The organism is Vreelandella andesensis, assembly GCF_003989795.1.
In the GTDB taxonomy this organism is placed as follows: domain Bacteria; phylum Pseudomonadota; class Gammaproteobacteria; order Pseudomonadales; family Halomonadaceae; genus Vreelandella; species Vreelandella andesensis.
On the sequence record NZ_RZHG01000013.1, the window covers coordinates 38,490 to 57,253 of the forward strand.

Genomic DNA, 18,764 nt, shown 5'->3' on the forward strand with positions numbered 1-18,764 from the left:
CTATAGCCCCTGTTCCTTTTTCCATGGTGTTACCCGCATATCAGCACTGACGCGATGAGCGCCTGCCGCGACCACACGATCATCGGCGGCTAGTTCGCCACTCACTTCTAACCCCTTTGACGTTAAACGCCCTACCTCGACCGGCACCGCTTCTAAGCGATCAGGTGCTTGAAAACGCCACACCACGGCCTGCTCTGGGTTCTCACCTGGGTAGCTAATGGCCTCGGGCGGCAAATGCCAAACAGAATTTTCGGACGCTGGTAACAACTGGCCTAAATCAAGCCGCACGATGGCGCTCATACCATCAAGCAGCGTGATATCGTCTGGCTGCGGTAGCCGAAGCGTTACTTCATAGGCAAGGCTTTGGGCACTGGCCTGGGTGGTATAAGACGCCAGCTGCGCAAGGTAGGGCTTTTCGCTATTGCCAAACCGCACTTCAAACGCCATCGCCGTTTCAACCGGCGTTACGTCGTCATTGCGCGGTATTTGCTGAACGATCTGCTGCGGTAAATGAAAAATCACATCAAGCTGCCCTGGCTGCTGAATCACCGCCGCGGTTTCCTGCACCTGGACAATCTGTCGGTTATCCACCGGCACTTGGGCAATCACACCATCGTAAGGGGCGCGCAGTTGCGTATTTTCTAGCTGCTCTTCGGCCTGTTCAAAGGTCGCCCTTGCGGCACGCAGCTCAGCCTCCGACTCATCAAACCGCGCTTGGCTAATCGCGCCACGCTCTAGGGTGTAGCGCATGCGCTCATGGGTTGCCCGCGCCAGCTCTAACCGCGAACGGGCGCTATCCAATTCACTGCGCATATTACGGTCATCAATACGTGCGATCAGAGTGCCTTCCGTTACCCGCTGGCCTGGGCTCACGTTAAGCTCTAAAAGCTCACCCGCCATGCGAAACGCCAGGTTGCTGCGGGTGGTGGCCTCTACACGCGCAGGGAACTGTCGCTGTAGTGCGGCACCAGACGCTTCCAGTGTGATCAGTTTCACCGGCCGGGGAGGAGATTCATTGTGACTTTCTGCATAAGCATCACCTGCTGCCAGCAGCAAGGCCAGCACTGCTGGAAGCAATCGAATTACAGGGTTACGCACAGCGGACTCCTCGGCGGTGTTATCAATACTCAGTTATGAGAATTATACTGACATTCATGAATGTCAGTGAAAGTGTATACTAATAGGCCACTGGCGACTTTGCCATTCAGTAATGCCAATATGTGGGTACTTTTTTAAGGAGTTGCTATGTCGCGCCGCAAAGCTGAGGCTGAACGCACCCGCGAGTCCATTCTTGATGCTGCAGAAACCCAGTTTCTCGCTCAAGGCGTATCGCGCACTACTTTGGCCCATATTGCCACAGCGGCTGGCGTTACTCGCGGTGCGATTTACTGGCATTTTGAGGATAAAGCGGCGGTATTCGATGCCCTGCTAGAGCGTGTTCGCGTGCCCCTCGATGACATTGTCGATGAGGCAGTGCTTCGTTTAGGCCACGCCCCCACCCAGTGCTTGCAGGAGATTGCCCACGGTGCGCTTAGCGCTATCTGCTACAACCTCCCCCTGCAACGAGCCGCCACCATCGTGCTACACCGCTGCGAAAAATTAGAAGATGACCACCCACGTATCAGCATGATTACGCAGTTGTCAGAGTATTCTAAAGCGCGAGTCGAACAACTATTCGAACAGGCTAAGCTAAGTGGCCAATTACGCCAGGGCCTTAGCGCCGCAAGTGCCCGACGTCAGTTTCATAGCTTTTTAATCGGCATCTGCTTTGACTGGCTACAAGACCCGCAGCAATTTGCATTGGCAGACGAGTACAAAAGCATGGTCGAGACGCTGATGCGGGGTCTGTTGGTGGAGTAAGCGGGCTAGGAGTCGATGGGCTGCACGCGGCTTGCTGCATCACTAGAAGATGCCGATTTACTTGATGAGAGGACACCACATGCAGATCATTAACGCCCGTCTTCGCCAGCGCCCTGAGCTTTACCGACTTGAGATTGAGAACGGCACGTTCACAGCGATTACCGCCCAAGACGCGCCGCTAACCGCGAGCGAAGGCCAGATTGATGCGGGCGGCAAGCTGCTTTGCGCACCGTTTATTGAGCCGCATATTCACCTAGACGCCGCGCTAACGGCGGGTGAGCCAAGCTGGAACCAAAGCGGTACGCTGTTTGAAGGCATTGAGCGCTGGGGCGAGCGCAAGCCCATGCTTACCGAAGCAGATATTCGCGAGCGCGCGCTAAAAACGCTTAATTTATTGATTAGCAACGGTGTTCAGTTTGTGCGCACCCACGCCGACACCAGCGACCCTAGCCTAATCGGCATTAAAACCCTGTGTGCCTTGCGTGACGAACTGAAAAATAAAATCACTATCCAAGTGGTCGCTTTCCCCCAAGACGGCCTGCTTTCCTACCCTGGCGGCGACAAGCTGATGGAAGAGGCGCTCGAGATCGGCGCGGATGTTGTCGGTGGCATTCCCCACTTTGAATACACCCGCGAGCTAGGCGTTGCTTCCATTAAGCGAGTGATAGCGCTAGCCATCAAATACGACCGATTGGTAGATGTGCACTGTGATGAGATCGACGACCCCAACTCGCGCTTTCTTGAAGTGTTGGCCTGCGAAGCACTGTTCAATGACCTGGGCAACCGCGTGACCGCCAGCCATACCACGGCGATGCACTCCTACGATAACGCCTACTGTTCCAAGCTGTTTCTACTACTCAAGCGTTCGGGCATCAACTTTGTGTCTTGCCCAACCGAAAGCATTCATCTTCAGGGGCGCTTTGACACTTATCCAAAACGGCGCGGCCTTACCCGCGTCAAAGAACTCAACGAAGCGGACATTAATGTCTGTTTTGCCGAGGACTCCATCTTTGATCCCTGGTATTCCCTGGGAAATGGCAAGCTACTGCGAACGCTGGATTTTGGTCTGCATATTTGCCAAATGATGGGCTATCAGGATTTCAGCCAGGCCCTTTCACTGATTACCGATAACAGCGCGCGTACGCTCAATATTGAAGAGCATTACGGCATCGCGGTCGGCAAACCCGCCAGCTTCACCCTGTTGGACGGCGAGGATGACTACAGCGTGTTGCGCAACCAGGGCGAGGTGCTACTTTCCGTGCGCCACGGCGAGGTGATCATGCAGCGCGAGCCGGCCAAGATCATCACCCCTCCGTGGCTTGGCTGAACAGGCAGATAACACCCTCTTATGTCACATCCAGTAGATAGCCATAAAACGCGGTATTTCGCTGCCAGCCTAATGATTCATAAAGCCGCTGTGCAGGCTCGTTTTCTACTTGGGTCATAAGGATCAACCGCGCGACGCCGTGCTCGCGAGCCAGTTGGGTGGCAGCGTCCATAAGCGCCCTACCCGTGCCTTTCTCGCGACACTCTGGCAACACAAAAAGATCATTTAGTGTCCAACGGGCATTCAAGCCCACCGTGGAAACCCCAGGATAAAGTTGCACGAAGCCGGTGAGGTTACCGCCACTATTCTCACTAACTAAAATACGCGAGTCCGCCTGCCCAAAGCGCTGACGCAAGAAGTCACGCGCCGCACCGATATCGCTCGGCTGATTATAAAACTGCCGATAGCCATCCAACAGTTCGGTTAAGACATCAAGATCGTCAATGGTCGCTGAGCGAATTGTGTTCATTGTGACACCTCCTTAAAAGCATTCTTCATCGAGTCGGCTTCGTCTGCATGTTGCGTAAACAATGTATCGACAACGAACTACAGCATAGGCAATACATTTTGAGACGCTGCCTGCTGGAGCATGGCGTCACGATCTAGCTACGAATCGCCTCGCTTAGGACGCAATCGAACAACAGGTGTCGCGAGTGGGCCATGTAGGTTACCGCGCAGAGCATCTGTGTGCTTGCGAACAGACGGGCGGGTGATACCCCCCCATCTTATAGGTGTGCGCTGGCATCGAAAACTGTACCACCATTTGCTGCGCTTCAACCCGCGTCCGGTATGAATGGGCGCATCACGGAAATGCAATTTGCATAATGTGAACAAGGAGCTTCCCATGAGTAGAGTCAAGACTGCGGCGATCACTTTCTGTCTTTTAGGGGCCCTGCCCTTGGCAGTATCCGCACAATCTGTTGAGTTTGGCCCACGCGAGGGAGACCGTGAATTCTCCCTCTCAGGAACTGGCAGCAACGACCGGAATTTCAATAGCGGCAACTTCGGCGTGACCGCTGATCTGGGCTGGTATTTGCAGAATAATATGGTGGCTGGGGTCCGCCAGAGTTTGAATTACGCCGATATTGAGGGTGAAGGTGTCACAGATGACTTCTGGAACGGTTCAACCCGTGGATACCTCAACTACCAATTTCTCAACGACCGCGCACGACCTTTCGTCGGTGCCAGTCTTGGCAGCATCTATGGCGACGGCGTCAAGGACAGTGCCTTTGCTGGCCTGGAAACGGGGTTAAAGTACTACGTGCAGCCCAAGACCTATTTCCTAGCACGCGCGGAGTATCAATTCCTGTTCAGCGACACCAGCGATGCTACCGATGCGTTCCAGGAGGACGGCATTTGGGCCTACACTTTAGGCCTGGGTTATAACTTCTGAACCCGGTTATAGTACTGTTTCAATATGATGGAGGGGGCGGTGCCGGTGACGCGTTAACTGTCGCTGCCCCGATGCTCCTAAAAATGCTGTATGCCGTGCGCACCCTCTCTAGCCCGGCAATCCTTGAGGGATCCTACGCATGATGACCAAGGATACAATATCAGCGTTATTACTATGTTAAACACAGACAAGCTAATGTTAAGCACAGACAAACTACGCTTTTTTTTCAGCCGGATTAAAGAGCGGCTGTGGGTCAAGCCACTGGCACTTTGCGTGCTGTCTGTCGGTGGCATATTCGTTGCCAGACTGGCTGACGATGTAGGCCTTTCTGGAATGCTACCGGATGTCACTCTGAAATCCGTCGAATCCCTACTATCCATCATGGCATCCAGCATGCTGGTGATCGCTACGTTTGCCGTGGGCTCTATGGTGGCTGCTTATGCATCCGCCAGTGCCGGTGCAACACCTCGTTCCATACCACTGGTTATTGCCGATGACGTTACCCAGAACGCATTGTCTGCGTTTATAGGCGCCTTCATCTTCAGTATTGTTTCCCTGATAGCCATCCAGAATGAATTGTTTGAATCCGCGGGCCGTTTTGCGATTTTCGTGCTTACCCTTCTGGTGTTTGCCATTGTCATCATCACATTCGTTCGCTGGGTGGACAGGATCGCCCGGCTGGGCCGTGTGGTGAACACCATTGAACAAGTGGAAAAGGCAGCCAGCGATGCACTGAATCGCCGCCGCCATGCGCCGACGCTGGGTGCTTTGAAAGCGTCCCCGAACCAGGTCGAGGGCAAAGGAGTGCCGGTATTTTCGCCAACGGTTGGTTATGTTCAGCACATCGATCTGGAGACCCTACAATCCAGCGCTGAAGCACTCAACTGCCGCGTGACGGTAACGGCACTGCCTGGTACGTTTATTCACACCCACCTTCCACTGCTTCATATTGAAGGGTGCGCAGAAGAGTATATCAAGGCGCGTGAGGGGACCGAGCCAAACGCTTTATCCAGCGCTTTCTCCATCAGCTCAAACCGCACCTTTGAAGATGATCCACGCTTTGGGCTGCTTGCGCTGTCCGAGATCGCCGACAAAGCGCTGTCACCTGGCATCAATGACCCGGGAACCGCTATCAATGTCATTGGCACACTGTTACGCCTGTTTACGCTTTGGCAATCCCCACTTGAAAAAGAAAAAGTTCAGACCATCACTTACGACCGTGTGTCGGTTCCTGAGCTGGTGGTCGATGATTTATTCGATGACGCCTTCACCGCCATCGCCCGTGATGGCGCGGGTATGGTTGAGGTGTCTATTCGGCTGCAGAAAGCCTTTTGCGCCCTGGCCGAAACCGACGACACCCAGATAGCCGTGGCCGCTAAAAAACACTCACGGAGGGCGCTAGCCTATTCGGAAGCCGCCCTGACACTTTCCGACGATATCGATGCGGTACGCACAGAGGCTGCGTTTTCGGCCCTTTAGTCGCCGTTCATGCAAGCGGCTCCAAATCGGATGATAGCAATGACAACACCAGTATTGGCCTACTACGACATGCGGATGCTTGGTCACAATCCGCACGGATGGGACCCCAGTCATCCGGCCTGGACCGACGCTGTCAAGGCGATGATTGCACTGCAATATCCCGGCAGCAACCTGGAAACCTACAGTCACCCGGAGCGCCCAGATCGACTGACGGCGATCGTTGACCGGCTGATGCTTGATCCAATCGACGGGGTCCGCTGGATGCTGCCGACGGCGGCCAGCCGCGCTCAACTTGAGCGGGTTCATGACAAGACCTATGTTGCTCATATTGAGTCGTTGGAAGGTGAATCCTGCTGGCTGGCCCAAGATACCACGGCGGTATCACCGGGTAGTGTGGAAGCGGCTCGCCTGGCTGCTGGCGCGGGAATCAGCGCTGTCGAGGCCATCTCGGCGGGTGAGGCACGGCGGGCGTTCTGTATCGTGCGACCACCCGGCCATCATGCCCATTCAGACCATGCCTCGGGCTTTTGTCTGTACAACAATCTTGCGGTTACCGCTGCTCATGCCCGTGAGAGCCTTGGCTATCAACGAGTGATGATCTGGGACTGGGATATGCACCACGGTAATGGCACTCAGGAAATTTTTTATTCCGATCCTTCCGTGCTGGTGGTTGATAGCCATTGTGCGGCGCCCTTCTATCCGGGCAGCGGCCTACTGCTTGAAACCGGGGCAGGAGCGGGAGTTGGCTCTCAAATCAACGTCCCGCTGCCTCTGGGCAGCGGCAATGCGGCATTGCTGAAGGTGTTTGACGAGGTGGTGAAGCCGGCGGCAAAAGCATTCCAACCCGATATTCTGCTGGTTTCCTCAGGTTTTGATTGTCATTATCTCGATATGGTCTGCGCTATGGATGAGACCGGCTTTGCCATTCTCGCCCAGCGCATGAGTGACCTGGCAGATGAGCTATGCGAGGGCCGTCTGGTGGTGCTGCTTGAGGGCGGCTACAACGCCCAGGCCTTGGCTGATAGTGCCCATGCTGTTGTAAAGGTGCTGGCGGGGAACCCAGTAACTGCGTGCAATATCATGCCGGATGACCCTGGTTGCAGGGCGGTGGCGGATGCCGCCCAGTTTCATCAAGAGCTGAACATTCAGCGTGCACGGGGCATTCTTAAGATCGAACCTTCACGATGATATCGGAAATATCGCAACGTTTATTTCTCGAAGGGAGAGCTTCCTGCACTTACGCGTAAAGGCGTTGGGTATGAGCTCAATTCATCACCCGAGCGAATTATGGTGAGTTGAACGTTGCCGAACTCGTTCGGCAGTAATTTCGTTCCGTTAGACGACCTTTGTGACACAGCTTATTATTCATAAGCATTGATAGAGCTATTTGAACGAATTATGCGTTTTCAATGAATATTACCCATCGTCTTTTCCATCGACCTTACTTCCTAGACAAGCCCACCGCCTGAAAGCTCCAGGCGGTGGGATGACCAAACATTGGGCGAATGATCATGAATTCGCCAGATGTACTTGGTTAAGGCATCAACACACTATCAATCACGTGGATGACACCGTTCGCCTGTGCTACATCAATCACCGTGATGTTAGCGCTGTTGCCTTGGGCATCCATCACCATCAAGTTATTACCATTGCGCACGACGGAGAGGTGCTCTCCTTGCACGGTTTTAAAAGCTACTGTGCCGTCTTTTTCCATGACATTTTCCCACAGGGCCTCACGCGTCAAGTTACCTGGCACTACGTGATACGTCAGAATGGTCTGTAACTGCTCGAGGTTCTCGGGCTGTAGCAACACATCAACGGTGCCGTCGGGCAGCGCCGCAAAGGCTTCATCCGTGGGGGCAAATACCGTGAAAGGGCCATCGCCTTGCAACACATCAACTAGCTCAGCCGCCTGCACAGCCGCCACCAGCGTTTTGTGGTCACCAGAGTTAACGGCATTTTCGATAATATTACGCTCGGGAAGCATGTTGGCCCCGCCCACCATGGTAGAGCCATGATCAGCAGCGGCAGTACCTGCATAAAGGGCAGCGGCACAAAGGCTAGCAGTAAGAAGTTTGAGTTTCATGTGGGCATCTCCTGGTTGTCATTAGAATGGCTCAACAATGCGAGCTCATTAACACTTACGGAGCGAATACCCAGGTGGATGCATTTTTTTCAAAAAATTTATGGGCCGCTGAATATGGTGTCTATTGCCTTCAACGCCACGCTACCCAAGACTGGTAATTCGGTTTACCGCGCAGAGATGTCTGAATGCAAGATGCCACGCAACGCCAACAGTACCTTATTGACCAGCTTAATGGCTGCGCCCAAGGCGACCGCCTTGCATTTGAAAGGCTCTATCGTGCCTCCAGTGCGCATCTGTATGCCCAACTGATGCGTATAGTAAGAGACGAGGGCGCCGCACAGGATTGCCTACAGCATGTCTTTATCAACATATGGCGCGTTGCCAGTCAGTACGATGCCACCAGAGCCAAACCGATGACCTGGCTTTCAACACTGACGCGCAATGCCGGCATCGATTGGCTACGCCGACAGAAGCCACAAGACGCAACCACTGATGAACCCCTATTAGCAACGCTGTTAGGTACCGAAGACCCAGAAGGTGACAGTATCAGCCACCAGAAAAATGATCGGCTTAATGATTGTTTGGACACCCTAAGTCTTCAGCAGCGCCAGTTAATGGAGATGGCTTATTTTCAGGGGTTAACGCATAGCGAGCTTGCTCACTCTCTGTCCCAACCGCTGGGCAGCGTTAAAAGCTGGATCCGCCGTGGACTAGAGAGGTTAAAAACATGTCTAACCAATGGGATTTAACCAACCCTGATGAACGCCACCTAGCGGCGGGCGAGTACGTCCTCGGGGTGTTGGACCGCGATCAGAAAGCGCGCTTTGAAGCGCTGTTAGCCGTCAGTCACGATCTACGTAATGACGTGGATAGTTGGCGGGAGTATTTGCAGTTATTCAACGAACAGCTGGATCCTAAAACGCCGCCTAAAGAGGTTTGGCAGCGTATTACCCAGGCAACCGGGACACTGCCTCTCTCTTGGTGGCAACGCCTTGGCGCATGGCAAACTATCGCTGCCGGTTTTGGGGTAGTCGCAATAGTTTTCGGCGCTCTTTGGCAGCAAGCTGAATTGACCATACCTCTTCAAGGCGAAGCGGTATTTGTGGTTCAGGATGAATCGCGCACGCCAGGCTGGATTATTAGCGCAACCGAGCAAGGCGAGTTGATTGTCCAAACGATCCAACCCTCTCAGGTCGGCCAGAACCAGACCGGCGAACTCTGGTTGATCGCCGATGGCACGCCGGTTTCGCTAGGCCTGCTACCCGCCCAGGGTAACCAGCGCTTACACCCCAGTGACGCGCTACGAGCACAATTATTCACTGCTGACCTAGCCGTTAGTGTTGAGCCACACGGCGGCGCACCTGAAGGTCAACCCACTGGCCCCATCATCGATTCCGGACGTTTGACACCTATGCGCGGTAACACGCTCAACTTGTGAGACTTCTTAGACGATCTGCGTATTCGCCGTGTGCCTTCTTGTAGTAGGGTATAAGCTTTACACATGCATCTATACACCGAACAGCAAGGGGACATCACGTTCCCAATGGGGTTAACGTGGTCCAATCGCTCTCTTCGCACACAGAATCCCGCGCTTCACTATGTAAGGCTTGGAGCGTGCACGTATTTACCGCCAGCGGCGTATTGCTCGACACGATGGCGCTTCTCGCGCTGGTCGACAACAACCCCGTTGCCTGCCTTCTCTGGCTAGGTGCCGCAATGATGATCGACGGGGTCGACGGTACCTTAGCGCGCAAATACGACGTAAAAGCCTTACTGCCTCATTTCGATGGTTCCACGCTAGATATGGTCATCGACTATCTGACGTGGGCCTTCATTCCCGCCCTTTTCATTTATTACTTCATTGAATTACCGACTAATTTTGGGCTATTGGCAGTGTTCATCATTCTGCTGTCTTCAATGTTCTGCTTCTGCAACACGAACATGAAAAGCCAGGATAATTACTTCGTTGGCTTTCCTGCTGCCTGGAATATCGCCGCCGCCTATTTTTATATCCTCGATTTACCGCCGTTCATCACCTTTGCCGCTATCGTCTTTTTAGCGATCCTCACCGTGACAAAGATGAAGTTCCTTCATCCGTTTCGGGTGCGCCAGTTCATGCTGTTCAATATCGCCGTCACACTAGTCTGGTGCATTTGCACAACGTCGTTAGTCCTCTCAAGCCCCGAGCACGCCGCCTGGGCACTATGGGGTTGGGGCATTGCATCCGTTTACTTCATTGGTATGTGCGTATGGCGCACCGTTAAAGAAGCATTTTGATTCAGCGATAGCATGGCGTTCACTTCAGCGCCCCCTCATGCCGCTGGGCTTCTTCCACCATCTCAGCGGCCAGTTCGCCCACGGTGCGCACGGCACTTTCAATGACTGGAGTTAGCGTAAAGGCATAGTTAAGCCGCAAACACTGGCGAAACTTGCCCGAGGCTGAAAATAGCGAGCCGGGTGCCACATGGATAGCGCGCTGAGCCAAGCGTTCATTTAGGCGAACACAGTCCACAGCGGCGGGTAATTCTACCCATAATAAAAAACTGCCCTGCGGATAGCTAATGCCCGAGCCTTTAGGAAAATAGCGCTGCACCCAGCTGATCATCATGTCCCGTTGGCGCTGATATTGACGAGTAGCATAGCGGAGGTGGCGCTCGTAGTGCCCTTTGGCAACGAATTCTGCCACCGCCAACTGCGGCAATGTGGCCGAGGCACCGGTAGAAACATACTTCATATGCAGCGCCTTATCTCGGTAACATCCCGGCGCCATCCAGCCCACTCTCAGCCCTGGCCCCACCGTTTTCGAAAAACCGCTACACAACAGCACTCGCCCATCGTCATCGAAAGATTTAATCGTAGGTGGCCGAGGGTGGGTATAGGCAAGATCCCCATAGATATCGTCTTCAATAATAGCCACGTCGAAGCGTTGAGCGAGTTTAAACAGCGCCTGTTTGCGCGTCTCGCTCATAGTGTAGCCCAGCGGATTGTTATAGGTCGGGGTGACCTGTATGGCACGGATTGGCCACTGTTCCAGGGCCATTTCCAACGCCTCCAAACTGACACCCGTTTGCGGGTCAGTGGGAATTTCCAATGCTTTTAGACCATTGGCTTTAAGAATCTGCATGGTGCCATAGAAACTGGGCGAATCCACGGCAACCACATCGCCGGGCTGGGTAAGGGTGCGCAGCGCAATCGATAACGCTTCCTGACAGCCAGTGGTAATGATGATGTCATCAGGGTGCAGCAAACAGCCGGACGCAATGGCCAACCGTGCTACCTGTTGACGTAGTTCAGGGCTGCCACTCAGCTTGTCGTAGTTAAAACCATTCAAATCATTGCTGCGATGCAGCCCCGCCAGTATTTTCGACAGCGGCTTAAGCGTTTCGTAGGCCAAGTTCGGCACACCGCGCCCCAGCAGCAGCCGGGCGTCATCGCGTTGAGTAGCGACTAGCTCTAATACCTGATCCCATTGGGATACATCCAGTGGGCACTGCGCCGGACGAGAGACAGAAGGCAGCACCGAAGGGACTCTGCTGGGAAGTACGAAGTAGCCCGATTTAGGTCGCGACTCAATCAGCGACACATCCATCAGTTGCCGGTAGGCTTCCTGAGCGGTCGAGATACCAACGTCAAGCTCCTGACATACCGCTCGAATAGAAGGCAGGCGATCGCCCACGCGGTAAATACCGTGCTCAATGCGCTCCCGCAAAATGCCAGCAACTTCCTCGTAGCGCGTCATCTCCCTGACTCCTGTCTATCTGTCGATGTTGTAAAGACGGTTTTAAAGACAGTCTTAAAGACGGTTTTAAAGATAGCCTACAATACAGTTTTAAATAAAATCTCCCAAACAATACAGATCACATCACTAATAAGCATACAGAGGCATTACACAGGCCAACTGTATCTTGAAAATAGAAAAGTCTATATCTGTATTGCTGAAGCACGGCTGCGTAATCTGGTTGAGCACATCGCCATCAAGGAGAACCGCCATGCCACGCTTCAGCCTCACCCAGATTCGCTGCCAGTTACGCCACTATCATCAGCGCCGTCGTAGCCGCCGCCAGTTGCTAACTCTCGATGACCGACTGTTGGCGGATATCGGCATCACCCGCGCCGAAGCACGCAAAGAGGGGCATAAGCGGTTTTGGCAACGTCCATCTTTCAAATACCACCGCCCAGCCTGCCATGATGATCAATAGTGCCAATGACCAGGCCGCCGCAGTGGAATTGCTAGGTCTTGAGAGCCATCAGTTGGTTGGTGGTCCTGTGATAGCCTCCTGCGGGTTACCTTATCACTTGATTGAACTCGCAGATCAGGACGCCCTAGATAGCGTGTGCATCTCAGTGGCTAGTTGGGCCAAGGCTGTCGCGCCCAGCAGCGCGGATCAGATATACCTGCATGTGATAGAGCAGGCAGGCAAAAATCAACGAAAAAGCGGAGTTTACGGATTGTAAATGGACATTTTGATCGTACTCGCGCACGAGGCGATTTTTTAACGCAGCATGACCAAGCGCAATAGTTAATCAGAGATTTCCTAACTCCCTGCCAAAAGCTGACGTGGATAGCGCACTCTCTTTGTTACTGATTTTCACGTATACCCTAGACCCAAAACAATAAGTAACCTTTATGCCATTTCGCTAATCACTCTACAGCGCGCTAACAATTGTTAATATAAAACATTATAAAAATAACTTAATAAAAAAAATTCAATATTCATAGACTTATAAATCAGCCAATGCGCAATTTAACGTTATTTAATACTACTCATAAAAATCTACATCCCATTCGCAAAAAAAACTAAAGTAACGCACATACGCACAAACAAAAGCCATGCTAATATCAACACAAATCGGTTAACAGCTATTATCTTGCTATGTTAATTATAGGTAACAATATATGAAATCCAAATTAAATAAAATCACTCTTGCATCGTTTGTTGCTTTAGGCACAATGCTGCCTATAAATAGCCAAGCGCAAGTTGGGGTAGAAGTCATTATTGGCATGCCTGGCATAGCTATTCTTAACTACAACGAAGTAGTCGAAGTTGACATTCCTGCCGCGGCATTGACTGCCTTAATTGGTGGAACAGTAGCAGGGGATGCCCAGGCATTTGAAGAAGGCACAGCCGCTGCCGTTGCCACTGAAAATGCTGGTGAGCTTCAGGCAGACTTTGCCATAGATGTAACAGAACCCACTACTATCGACTTTACTAACATTACCCTACTGCTACAGAACGTCTGGTCTGTACGGGGTATTAATAACGGAGATATCGAAGTTGTTGCAGCCGCGGGTGACCAGCAAACACTTACTAATGGTGCTGCCAGCATTGTGACTTCTAACCCTAATGTGCCTCAAGCAGCCTTCGCTGCCCCAGGGATGAATCCTAATAACGCTTTTAAGGGTGACGTTAGACTTAATCTAGACTTGAGCGACGCTACTGCTGTAGGCAATTATGATGGCGGAGGCCAAAGCACTTATACTCTCACCGTTAACCTTCTTTAATTATAAAGAAATATGCGCTTGAGTGAACTATCAATGCGAGAAGAAGTTCGGCGTATTATCGTATGTAATTGGCGGGTTGTTCCATGGGCAGGCTAAACTCCAGCCTGCTTGTTAAGCTGTCAGGGTTATGCTACTTGCTATGCACTTCTAGTGTGACTACAGCAGCTCAACTTTCTTTAAGCTCCCATCTCACCGACCAATCTGACTCAGTTATTTACTTGGAAGATATTACCCTGCATGAACTTGCGCTGACGCAACAGTCTACACGTGATGGTTTCATCTCAACTGCCCCAACATACGCACATGGAAACGCATATATGGAAGGCAACCAGCTTCGTGTCGACCTGCCTTCTCCGGAAATTAACGCACTTCCTGCCTATATCGAGCGAGAACTCCCGCTAGTGTGGCGCTTACACCTTGAACCGAATGAGCATGTTCAAGATTTTCGTTTAGTAGCGAGCTGGCACTCGCTTAACACACGCTATCAAACTAGTGAGATGCCTGCCCCTGAAATTGTATTAACTGCCCCTTGGCGGGTGAGTACAAGCGAGTCTGGTGAAGTGTGGGAAGGTCGTGCTGCTATTCGTCTTCTCACTGATGCATTGCACCAAGCCACTCCTATCAACGGCGAACTGCGTATTGAGCTAATCCAATGACTATTCGACGCTTTTTAACGATTTCTAGCATCGCTTTCTGTTTTTTCTGTTATTCAACTTTGCTAGCTGGCAATACGCTTAAGGGACAGGTGGGTATCAGCCCGCAAAACTTTATCGTTGACTTAGATAACCCCGGAAAAGTGCATGCTTACCGCCTAATGAACATGGGCCAGAGTCCTATTCGCATTGAAGTTGATTTAATGTCATTCGAACTCGATGAAGATAACCAAGTAGTCCCCATCGTTCCTACCGAAACATCCTTGGAAAACTGGATCATCGTAAACCCACTGGAATTAACAATTCCCCCTGGTGATTCACAGGTAGTGCGTTTCTCCATCCGGCCAGCCATTGCGTTGCCCGAAGGTGAACATAGAACCGCCATGATTTTTCAGCAGTTGCCGACAACAGAAGAAGAGCTGCCAATCGCGTCGTCAAGTGATGCCAGCATGGTATTCAAATCGCTTTTTAGGTTACAGACCGCCATCTATGCCACCGTCGGCCATGTAGAGCGTACAGGGCATTACCATGATGTGCGGCTGTCGGGTAACAGCCTATGGATCCAAGTCGAAAACACGGGCAACGGCCATGTTCGACTTTCAGGTGACTGGGCTTTATGGCCAGCTTCGCAGTATAGCGCCACACAGGGTAATCAGTGGCTTGATTGGCTAGAGCTGACAAATAGTGACCGACAGGCTAATCCACTTACCCCGCCACCAGCTCGGCATGGGCAGTTATCCGCCAATCCTGTGATGCCTAATGCCAAACGCTGGTTGCGTATTCCCATTGGCGAGAGCCTTCAACCTGGCCGATACCACCTAGAACTCAAGGGCCAACTCAGCGACTCGCCCATACAGATCAGTACCCAGCTACAAGTCGGATCAGCCGTTCGATAACACCAATGACCAACGAAGTTAAGCACGTTATTCAAGGCTGGGCAAAACGGATAGCTAAAGGGTGTGGGTGTGTTTTGCTTTTGCTAGCAGCACCGCCTTACAGCTTAGCCAACGATTCGACCTACCCCCTGTCTTGGGCCGATGAAGTCGACTCCCACAATCGCCTCACCACGCCTAATGCTAATCGTCTGAGAGACGACATTACCCTAGAGCTGGCAGGCTTGTTTATTAACGGCAACGAGCAAGCAATGGGCATTGTGCACATCACGCTTGATGACAACACACGGCGGTTACCTTTAGATGACCTGTTACCTCTATTGGCGATAGACAGCGATGCCGCCGGGCAGTCGGTCAAACTCACAACCCCACAAGGCCGCGTTACACTCAACCCTGATGAGATCTATCAATACGACAGCGCTAACTATATAAAACCCTCGTTACTGGCAGAGCGTCTTTCTGCCCGCATCACATGGAATCCAAGCGAATTCGCTTGGTTCATTCAATTAGTCTGGGACGCTAACGGAAATATAGCGACAACGTCTTTTGAAACCGTTGAACCCGACGTCCTACCTCCGCGTTTTAGCCTTTCCCGGGTTCGCGGAGAGGCTCGATTCAGGCATGACAACCAGGAATTTCAGCGCTGGAGTTTCACTGAGCTTTCTGGTCGCGCCGAACGCGCCACCTGGCAGGCCCGCCATGAACGTAGCTCCCAAGGGCTAGACCGCCTGACTAACTACCATTTTCAGACTCGATCAGATAACTGGGCAAGTTTAATCGGTCATCAGCAAGTATCCAGTCACTCATTATTGCCCGTCATGCATTTAACAGGCGCGCAAGCAGCCTGGTCTAACCGGCCAGATTTACTAACACATAGCGGGGCTACACAGCTTTTTAATGACAGCCTTAGCCCAATACGCTCTTATGCAGGAGAAGGGCCGCCGGGCGGCACTGCCGAGCTGCTGATCAATGGTGCAACGATAGAAAGACAGCGTATTTCATTGGATGGGCTATTTGAGTTTACCAACATCGAGATTGGGGCTGGGCTGAATCAAGTTGAAATTAATTTATTTGAGCCTTTTGCACCCAACACTCCCGTTAAAACACTCGATGTCAGCGCTAGAACCAGTCAAAGTATACTTCCCAGCGGTGCCACTCGGCTTTATGCCGGCTTCGGGCAGGAAGGGAACCCCCTGGACAACCAAATAACCAGCCATGACAGTGGCAGCGTTTTCAATGTACGCCAAGCGCTAGGTGCTTCACTCACATTTGAGGGCGCCGCTCAAAATAGCCAACACGGAAACCAGACAGCCGCTGGCATTATCGCTGCACTTGGACCACTTGGCATTGCCAGCGCCTCGATTGCCGAGAGCAATCGAAAACAAGCCACACTGATAACACTGGAGGGCGATCAAAACGACTGGTTTTGGCGCGCAAGCCTAAGAGACAGCGATGATGGCTTCAGTCGAAATACTAATGTTGATCAACGCGACCATTATGGTCAATTTGGCGTACGCAGGCCTCACTGGGAACTCGCCCTAATAGGTCGAGAGCGCTTTGGCACCAGTAGCCATACTTCCTATGTGTTGCCTGCTGCGCGTTATCGGCCTACTTCCAGCCTGACACTAACGAGTCGTCCAGATCTTGCTGGTGACTACCAGCATGAAGCTCACATGATAGTTCAGCGTAATACCCGGCTGAGAGCACGTCACGACAGCAGTGCTAACCAGCTAAGCCTAATTCATCGCTGGTCATCCCAATGGAGCAGCTCAGCGTCGGTTTCGCACTCTCGCCATGCATCACAAACCCAAGGCAGTATTGGCACCCGCTGGCAAGAACAAAACCCATTTGGATGGGTTCTGAACCTGAACGTACTTCATGGTGATAATAAAGCTGGATTTCTTATGCAGGCTGGTCGAGAGCTGATACCGGGTTTACGCTTTCGTGGCGAAGCAGCACGCACTCCCGTCCATAATCACCACTCATTGCCCCCCCAAGATACAACGGCTAGCGTGGTTGTGGCTTGGGACTTCGGCCTAACCGGCGGCGGTTTAACTCGTTTTGGCTCCAGCCGCCCTGGCCGTGGCTCCCTGGGCGGCCAGCTAAATGCACCATCAAACCATTTCGATTTATCTGATATAGCGATAAGAGTAAACGGCCAAGTCCGCTCCCGAACAGATGCACACGGCCGCTTTAATGTTGCCAATCTCGAGCCCGGCATTTACCAAGTAGATTTAGATCAAGAGGGGCTTCCCCTGGCATTATCCGCTCAAAATCAAGTGATCAATGCTGAAGTAGCAGCAGGCGCAATAACATCGGTTGCATTCGATAGCGAGATCCTTCTCGGCGCTGCAGGGCAAATAACTGATAGAGCTAACAAAGAAGGCTTATCAGGCGTTAGCGTACGTATCATTGATGCCAATGAACAGCCAATTGCACATGCTAATACGAATGCATTTGGCTACTGGCGTACCGATGGATTATCCCCTGGCGACTACCAAATTGAAGTTCATGATGGTGACAAACTCATGGGGCAACGGCCGTTGCGACTAGTGGATGAGTTTGTGTTCCAGCAAGATCTTGAGGTATCGGGAAGCTAAAAAAACGCATCTACCTGGGCCCAGAAGTGCTCACCCCGTGATAGCCCTAAGCACGGCCAATCATGCGCGATTTGGCACGAAAATCATGGTTAGCGCTAAACGACATCCAAAAAGGCTGATTAAGCGAACTAGGGAAGCGTTATTCAACTCAGCATGCCTGCTATTACCAACCCTAGTGCGAAAACGCTCAGCAGCGCGGCGCCGCCGTACATCAGCTTTTTGTTGAGCGCATCACTGCCCACGCTGATATCAAACAGCCCATGGCGTAGGCGGTGGGCGGCATGAAATAGCGGCAAACAGATCACCGCTCCAACAAACAGAAAGCCAGGAACGCTGAACAACAGCGCAGATGCCCGCTCATAGTTCAGTGCGTTGGCAGGCAGCAGCCCAAGGGGCAATAGCACGGCAATAAAGAGAATCACGGCGGGCAGCAAAACAGCGAAACAGACGCCGCCCGCACTGAATAGACCCCACCAGAGCGGTTCGTCAAAAGCTTGTTTGTGCTGTAGTTCGTGCTGTGGTTTATGCTTATTCATGGCTGGTTTACTCGTGGCTATTTTTTCCATGCTTATGCCCTTCCCAGTAGCCAGAAAAACAGCAACGCAACGGCTACTACACCGGCCCACTGCCCAGCCACAATGGCTTGATCAGGCAGGCTATGACCAGCAATACGCAGTGGCATTACCCGTGGGAACAATACAAAGAAGGTGGCGGCGTGGAAAAGGCTGGCGGCCAGCGCAAGAAGGTTCAGCACTAGCACAATGGGCGATCCCATAAAGTCAACCCACCCCTGCCAGCTTTCCGCCCCCTGCAATAGGGCGACCATGCCAGCCAGTAAACAGAGTATAAAAAACACCAGCGGTAGCACTGTGGCTTCGCGCAACATGTAGAGCTTAAAAAAGCGGTGTTTGAGCCACCAGTTGCGTTTCAGCGGTAGCAGGCGGTGCGATGATGACTTATCCATAACCTT

19 protein-coding genes are annotated in these 18,764 nt (G+C 52.3%); 13 read left to right on the forward strand and 6 right to left on the reverse strand.

Annotated elements, in window-relative coordinates; translation table 11 throughout:
* Entirely contained in the window at positions 1-1,098 is a 1,098-nt protein-coding gene (locus tag ELY33_RS06910; protein WP_126945898.1) for an efflux RND transporter periplasmic adaptor subunit, read from the reverse strand.
* 147 nt (positions 1,099-1,245) lie between these two features.
* On the opposite strand from ELY33_RS06910, the gene ELY33_RS06915 reads away from it, so the two are divergent.
* Both ELY33_RS06915 and codA read left to right on the forward strand, forming a co-directional pair.
* Complete coding sequence (locus ELY33_RS06915; RefSeq protein WP_126945901.1) at positions 1,246-1,860, forward strand: TetR family transcriptional regulator; 615 nt, start codon at positions 1,246-1,248, stop codon at positions 1,858-1,860.
* A gap of 79 nt (positions 1,861-1,939) precedes the next feature.
* The gene (gene codA, locus ELY33_RS06920) at positions 1,940-3,187 is read left to right on the forward strand and encodes a cytosine deaminase (protein ID WP_126945904.1); all 1,248 of its coding nucleotides are present in this window, start codon (positions 1,940-1,942) and stop codon (positions 3,185-3,187) included.
* 19 nt (positions 3,188-3,206) lie between these two features.
* Here the strand turns inward: codA and ELY33_RS06925 are convergent, their stop codons facing one another.
* Complete coding sequence (locus tag ELY33_RS06925; protein WP_126945907.1) at positions 3,207-3,656, reverse strand: GNAT family N-acetyltransferase; 450 nt, start codon at positions 3,654-3,656, stop codon at positions 3,207-3,209.
* A gap of 375 nt (positions 3,657-4,031) precedes the next feature.
* Between ELY33_RS06925 and ELY33_RS06930 the strand changes: the two genes are divergently transcribed.
* The 3 genes from ELY33_RS06930 (at position 4,032) to ELY33_RS06940 (ending at position 7,247) form a co-directional block, all read left to right on the forward strand.
* Positions 4,032-4,580, forward strand: a complete 549-nt coding sequence (locus ELY33_RS06930; protein WP_126945910.1) for a hypothetical protein — start codon at positions 4,032-4,034, stop codon at positions 4,578-4,580.
* A gap of 195 nt (positions 4,581-4,775) precedes the next feature.
* Positions 4,776-6,059 (forward strand): DUF2254 domain-containing protein, encoded by a 1,284-nt coding sequence (locus tag ELY33_RS06935; RefSeq protein ID WP_208644213.1) that lies wholly within the window; start codon positions 4,776-4,778, stop codon positions 6,057-6,059.
* Between the two features lie 39 nt (positions 6,060-6,098).
* Positions 6,099-7,247, forward strand: coding sequence for a histone deacetylase family protein (locus ELY33_RS06940; RefSeq protein ID WP_167470054.1), 1,149 nt, complete (start codon positions 6,099-6,101; stop codon positions 7,245-7,247).
* Positions 7,248-7,593: 346 nt separating this feature from the next.
* Here ELY33_RS06940 and ELY33_RS06945 read toward each other — a convergent pair whose 3' ends face one another.
* Positions 7,594-8,145, reverse strand: coding sequence for a fasciclin domain-containing protein (locus tag ELY33_RS06945; protein ID WP_126945919.1), 552 nt, complete (start codon positions 8,143-8,145; stop codon positions 7,594-7,596).
* Between the two features lie 185 nt (positions 8,146-8,330).
* Between ELY33_RS06945 and ELY33_RS06950 the strand changes: the two genes are divergently transcribed.
* The 3 genes from ELY33_RS06950 (at position 8,331) to pcsA (ending at position 10,422) form a co-directional block, all read left to right on the forward strand.
* Positions 8,331-8,894 (forward strand): sigma-70 family RNA polymerase sigma factor, encoded by a 564-nt coding sequence (locus tag ELY33_RS06950; RefSeq protein WP_126945922.1) that lies wholly within the window; start codon positions 8,331-8,333, stop codon positions 8,892-8,894.
* A complete protein-coding gene (locus ELY33_RS06955) occupies positions 8,873-9,583 on the forward strand; it encodes an anti-sigma factor (RefSeq protein ID WP_126945925.1) in 711 nt (236 codons plus the stop codon). Before ELY33_RS06950 ends, ELY33_RS06955 begins: the two co-directional genes overlap by 22 nt.
* A 116-nt stretch (positions 9,584-9,699) precedes the next feature.
* Positions 9,700-10,422, forward strand: a complete 723-nt coding sequence (gene pcsA, locus ELY33_RS06960; protein WP_422822286.1) for a phosphatidylcholine synthase — start codon at positions 9,700-9,702, stop codon at positions 10,420-10,422.
* Positions 10,423-10,441: 19 nt separating this feature from the next.
* Here the strand turns inward: pcsA and ELY33_RS06965 are convergent, their stop codons facing one another.
* Positions 10,442-11,884 carry an aminotransferase-like domain-containing protein gene (locus tag ELY33_RS06965; RefSeq protein WP_126945931.1) on the reverse strand — a complete coding sequence of 481 codons (1,443 nt, stop codon included), beginning with the start codon at positions 11,882-11,884 and terminating at the stop codon, positions 10,442-10,444.
* Between the two features lie 250 nt (positions 11,885-12,134).
* On the opposite strand from ELY33_RS06965, the gene ELY33_RS06970 reads away from it, so the two are divergent.
* From ELY33_RS06970 to ELY33_RS06995, 5 genes are all read left to right on the forward strand, one after another.
* The gene (locus ELY33_RS06970; RefSeq protein WP_126945934.1) at positions 12,135-12,344 is read left to right on the forward strand and encodes a DUF1127 domain-containing protein; all 210 of its coding nucleotides are present in this window, start codon (positions 12,135-12,137) and stop codon (positions 12,342-12,344) included.
* A 698-nt stretch (positions 12,345-13,042) separates the two neighbouring features.
* On the forward strand, positions 13,043-13,648 hold the full coding sequence (locus ELY33_RS06980; RefSeq protein WP_126945940.1) for a hypothetical protein: 606 nt from the start codon (positions 13,043-13,045) through the stop codon (positions 13,646-13,648).
* 317 nt (positions 13,649-13,965) lie between these two features.
* Positions 13,966-14,304, forward strand: coding sequence for a hypothetical protein (locus ELY33_RS06985; protein WP_126945943.1), 339 nt, complete (start codon positions 13,966-13,968; stop codon positions 14,302-14,304).
* Positions 14,301-15,197 (forward strand): fimbrial biogenesis chaperone, encoded by an 897-nt coding sequence (locus tag ELY33_RS06990; protein ID WP_126945946.1) that lies wholly within the window; start codon positions 14,301-14,303, stop codon positions 15,195-15,197. Before ELY33_RS06985 ends, ELY33_RS06990 begins: the two co-directional genes overlap by 4 nt.
* Before the next feature lie 5 nt (positions 15,198-15,202).
* Positions 15,203-17,794 (forward strand): MSCRAMM family protein, encoded by a 2,592-nt coding sequence (locus ELY33_RS06995; RefSeq protein WP_126945949.1) that lies wholly within the window; start codon positions 15,203-15,205, stop codon positions 17,792-17,794.
* Between the two features lie 143 nt (positions 17,795-17,937).
* Here the strand turns inward: ELY33_RS06995 and frdD are convergent, their stop codons facing one another.
* Both frdD and ELY33_RS07005 read right to left on the reverse strand, forming a co-directional pair.
* Positions 17,938-18,330 carry a fumarate reductase subunit FrdD gene (gene frdD, locus ELY33_RS07000; RefSeq protein ID WP_126945952.1) on the reverse strand — a complete coding sequence of 131 codons (393 nt, stop codon included), beginning with the start codon at positions 18,328-18,330 and terminating at the stop codon, positions 17,938-17,940.
* Between the two features lie 32 nt (positions 18,331-18,362).
* The gene (locus ELY33_RS07005; RefSeq protein WP_126945955.1) at positions 18,363-18,758 is read right to left on the reverse strand and encodes a succinate dehydrogenase/fumarate reductase transmembrane subunit; all 396 of its coding nucleotides are present in this window, start codon (positions 18,756-18,758) and stop codon (positions 18,363-18,365) included.
* Positions 18,759-18,764 lie beyond the last annotated feature (6 nt).

Coding starts and splice junctions, on each gene's coding strand:
- ELY33_RS06915 (WP_126945901.1), top strand. CDS start 1,246: ATGTCGCGCCGCAAAGCTGAGGCTGAACGCACCCGCGAGTCCATTCTT.
- codA (WP_126945904.1), top strand. CDS start 1,940: ATGCAGATCATTAACGCCCGTCTTCGCCAGCGCCCTGAGCTTTACCGA.
- ELY33_RS06925 (WP_126945907.1), bottom strand. CDS start 3,656: ATGAACACAATTCGCTCAGCGACCATTGACGATCTTGATGTCTTAACC.
- ELY33_RS06930 (WP_126945910.1), top strand. CDS start 4,032: ATGAGTAGAGTCAAGACTGCGGCGATCACTTTCTGTCTTTTAGGGGCC.
- ELY33_RS06935 (WP_208644213.1), top strand. CDS start 4,776: ATGTTAAGCACAGACAAACTACGCTTTTTTTTCAGCCGGATTAAAGAG.
- ELY33_RS06940 (WP_167470054.1), top strand. CDS start 6,099: ATGACAACACCAGTATTGGCCTACTACGACATGCGGATGCTTGGTCAC.
- ELY33_RS06945 (WP_126945919.1), bottom strand. CDS start 8,145: ATGAAACTCAAACTTCTTACTGCTAGCCTTTGTGCCGCTGCCCTTTAT.
- ELY33_RS06950 (WP_126945922.1), top strand. CDS start 8,331: ATGCAAGATGCCACGCAACGCCAACAGTACCTTATTGACCAGCTTAAT.
- ELY33_RS06955 (WP_126945925.1), top strand. CDS start 8,873: ATGTCTAACCAATGGGATTTAACCAACCCTGATGAACGCCACCTAGCG.
- ELY33_RS06965 (WP_126945931.1), bottom strand. CDS start 11,884: ATGACGCGCTACGAGGAAGTTGCTGGCATTTTGCGGGAGCGCATTGAG.
- ELY33_RS06970 (WP_126945934.1), top strand. CDS start 12,135: ATGCCACGCTTCAGCCTCACCCAGATTCGCTGCCAGTTACGCCACTAT.
- ELY33_RS06980 (WP_126945940.1), top strand. CDS start 13,043: ATGAAATCCAAATTAAATAAAATCACTCTTGCATCGTTTGTTGCTTTA.
- ELY33_RS06985 (WP_126945943.1), top strand. CDS start 13,966: ATGGAAGGCAACCAGCTTCGTGTCGACCTGCCTTCTCCGGAAATTAAC.
- ELY33_RS06990 (WP_126945946.1), top strand. CDS start 14,301: ATGACTATTCGACGCTTTTTAACGATTTCTAGCATCGCTTTCTGTTTT.
- ELY33_RS06995 (WP_126945949.1), top strand. CDS start 15,203: ATGACCAACGAAGTTAAGCACGTTATTCAAGGCTGGGCAAAACGGATA.
- frdD (WP_126945952.1), bottom strand. CDS start 18,330: ATGAATAAGCATAAACCACAGCACGAACTACAGCACAAACAAGCTTTT.
- ELY33_RS07005 (WP_126945955.1), bottom strand. CDS start 18,758: ATGGATAAGTCATCATCGCACCGCCTGCTACCGCTGAAACGCAACTGG.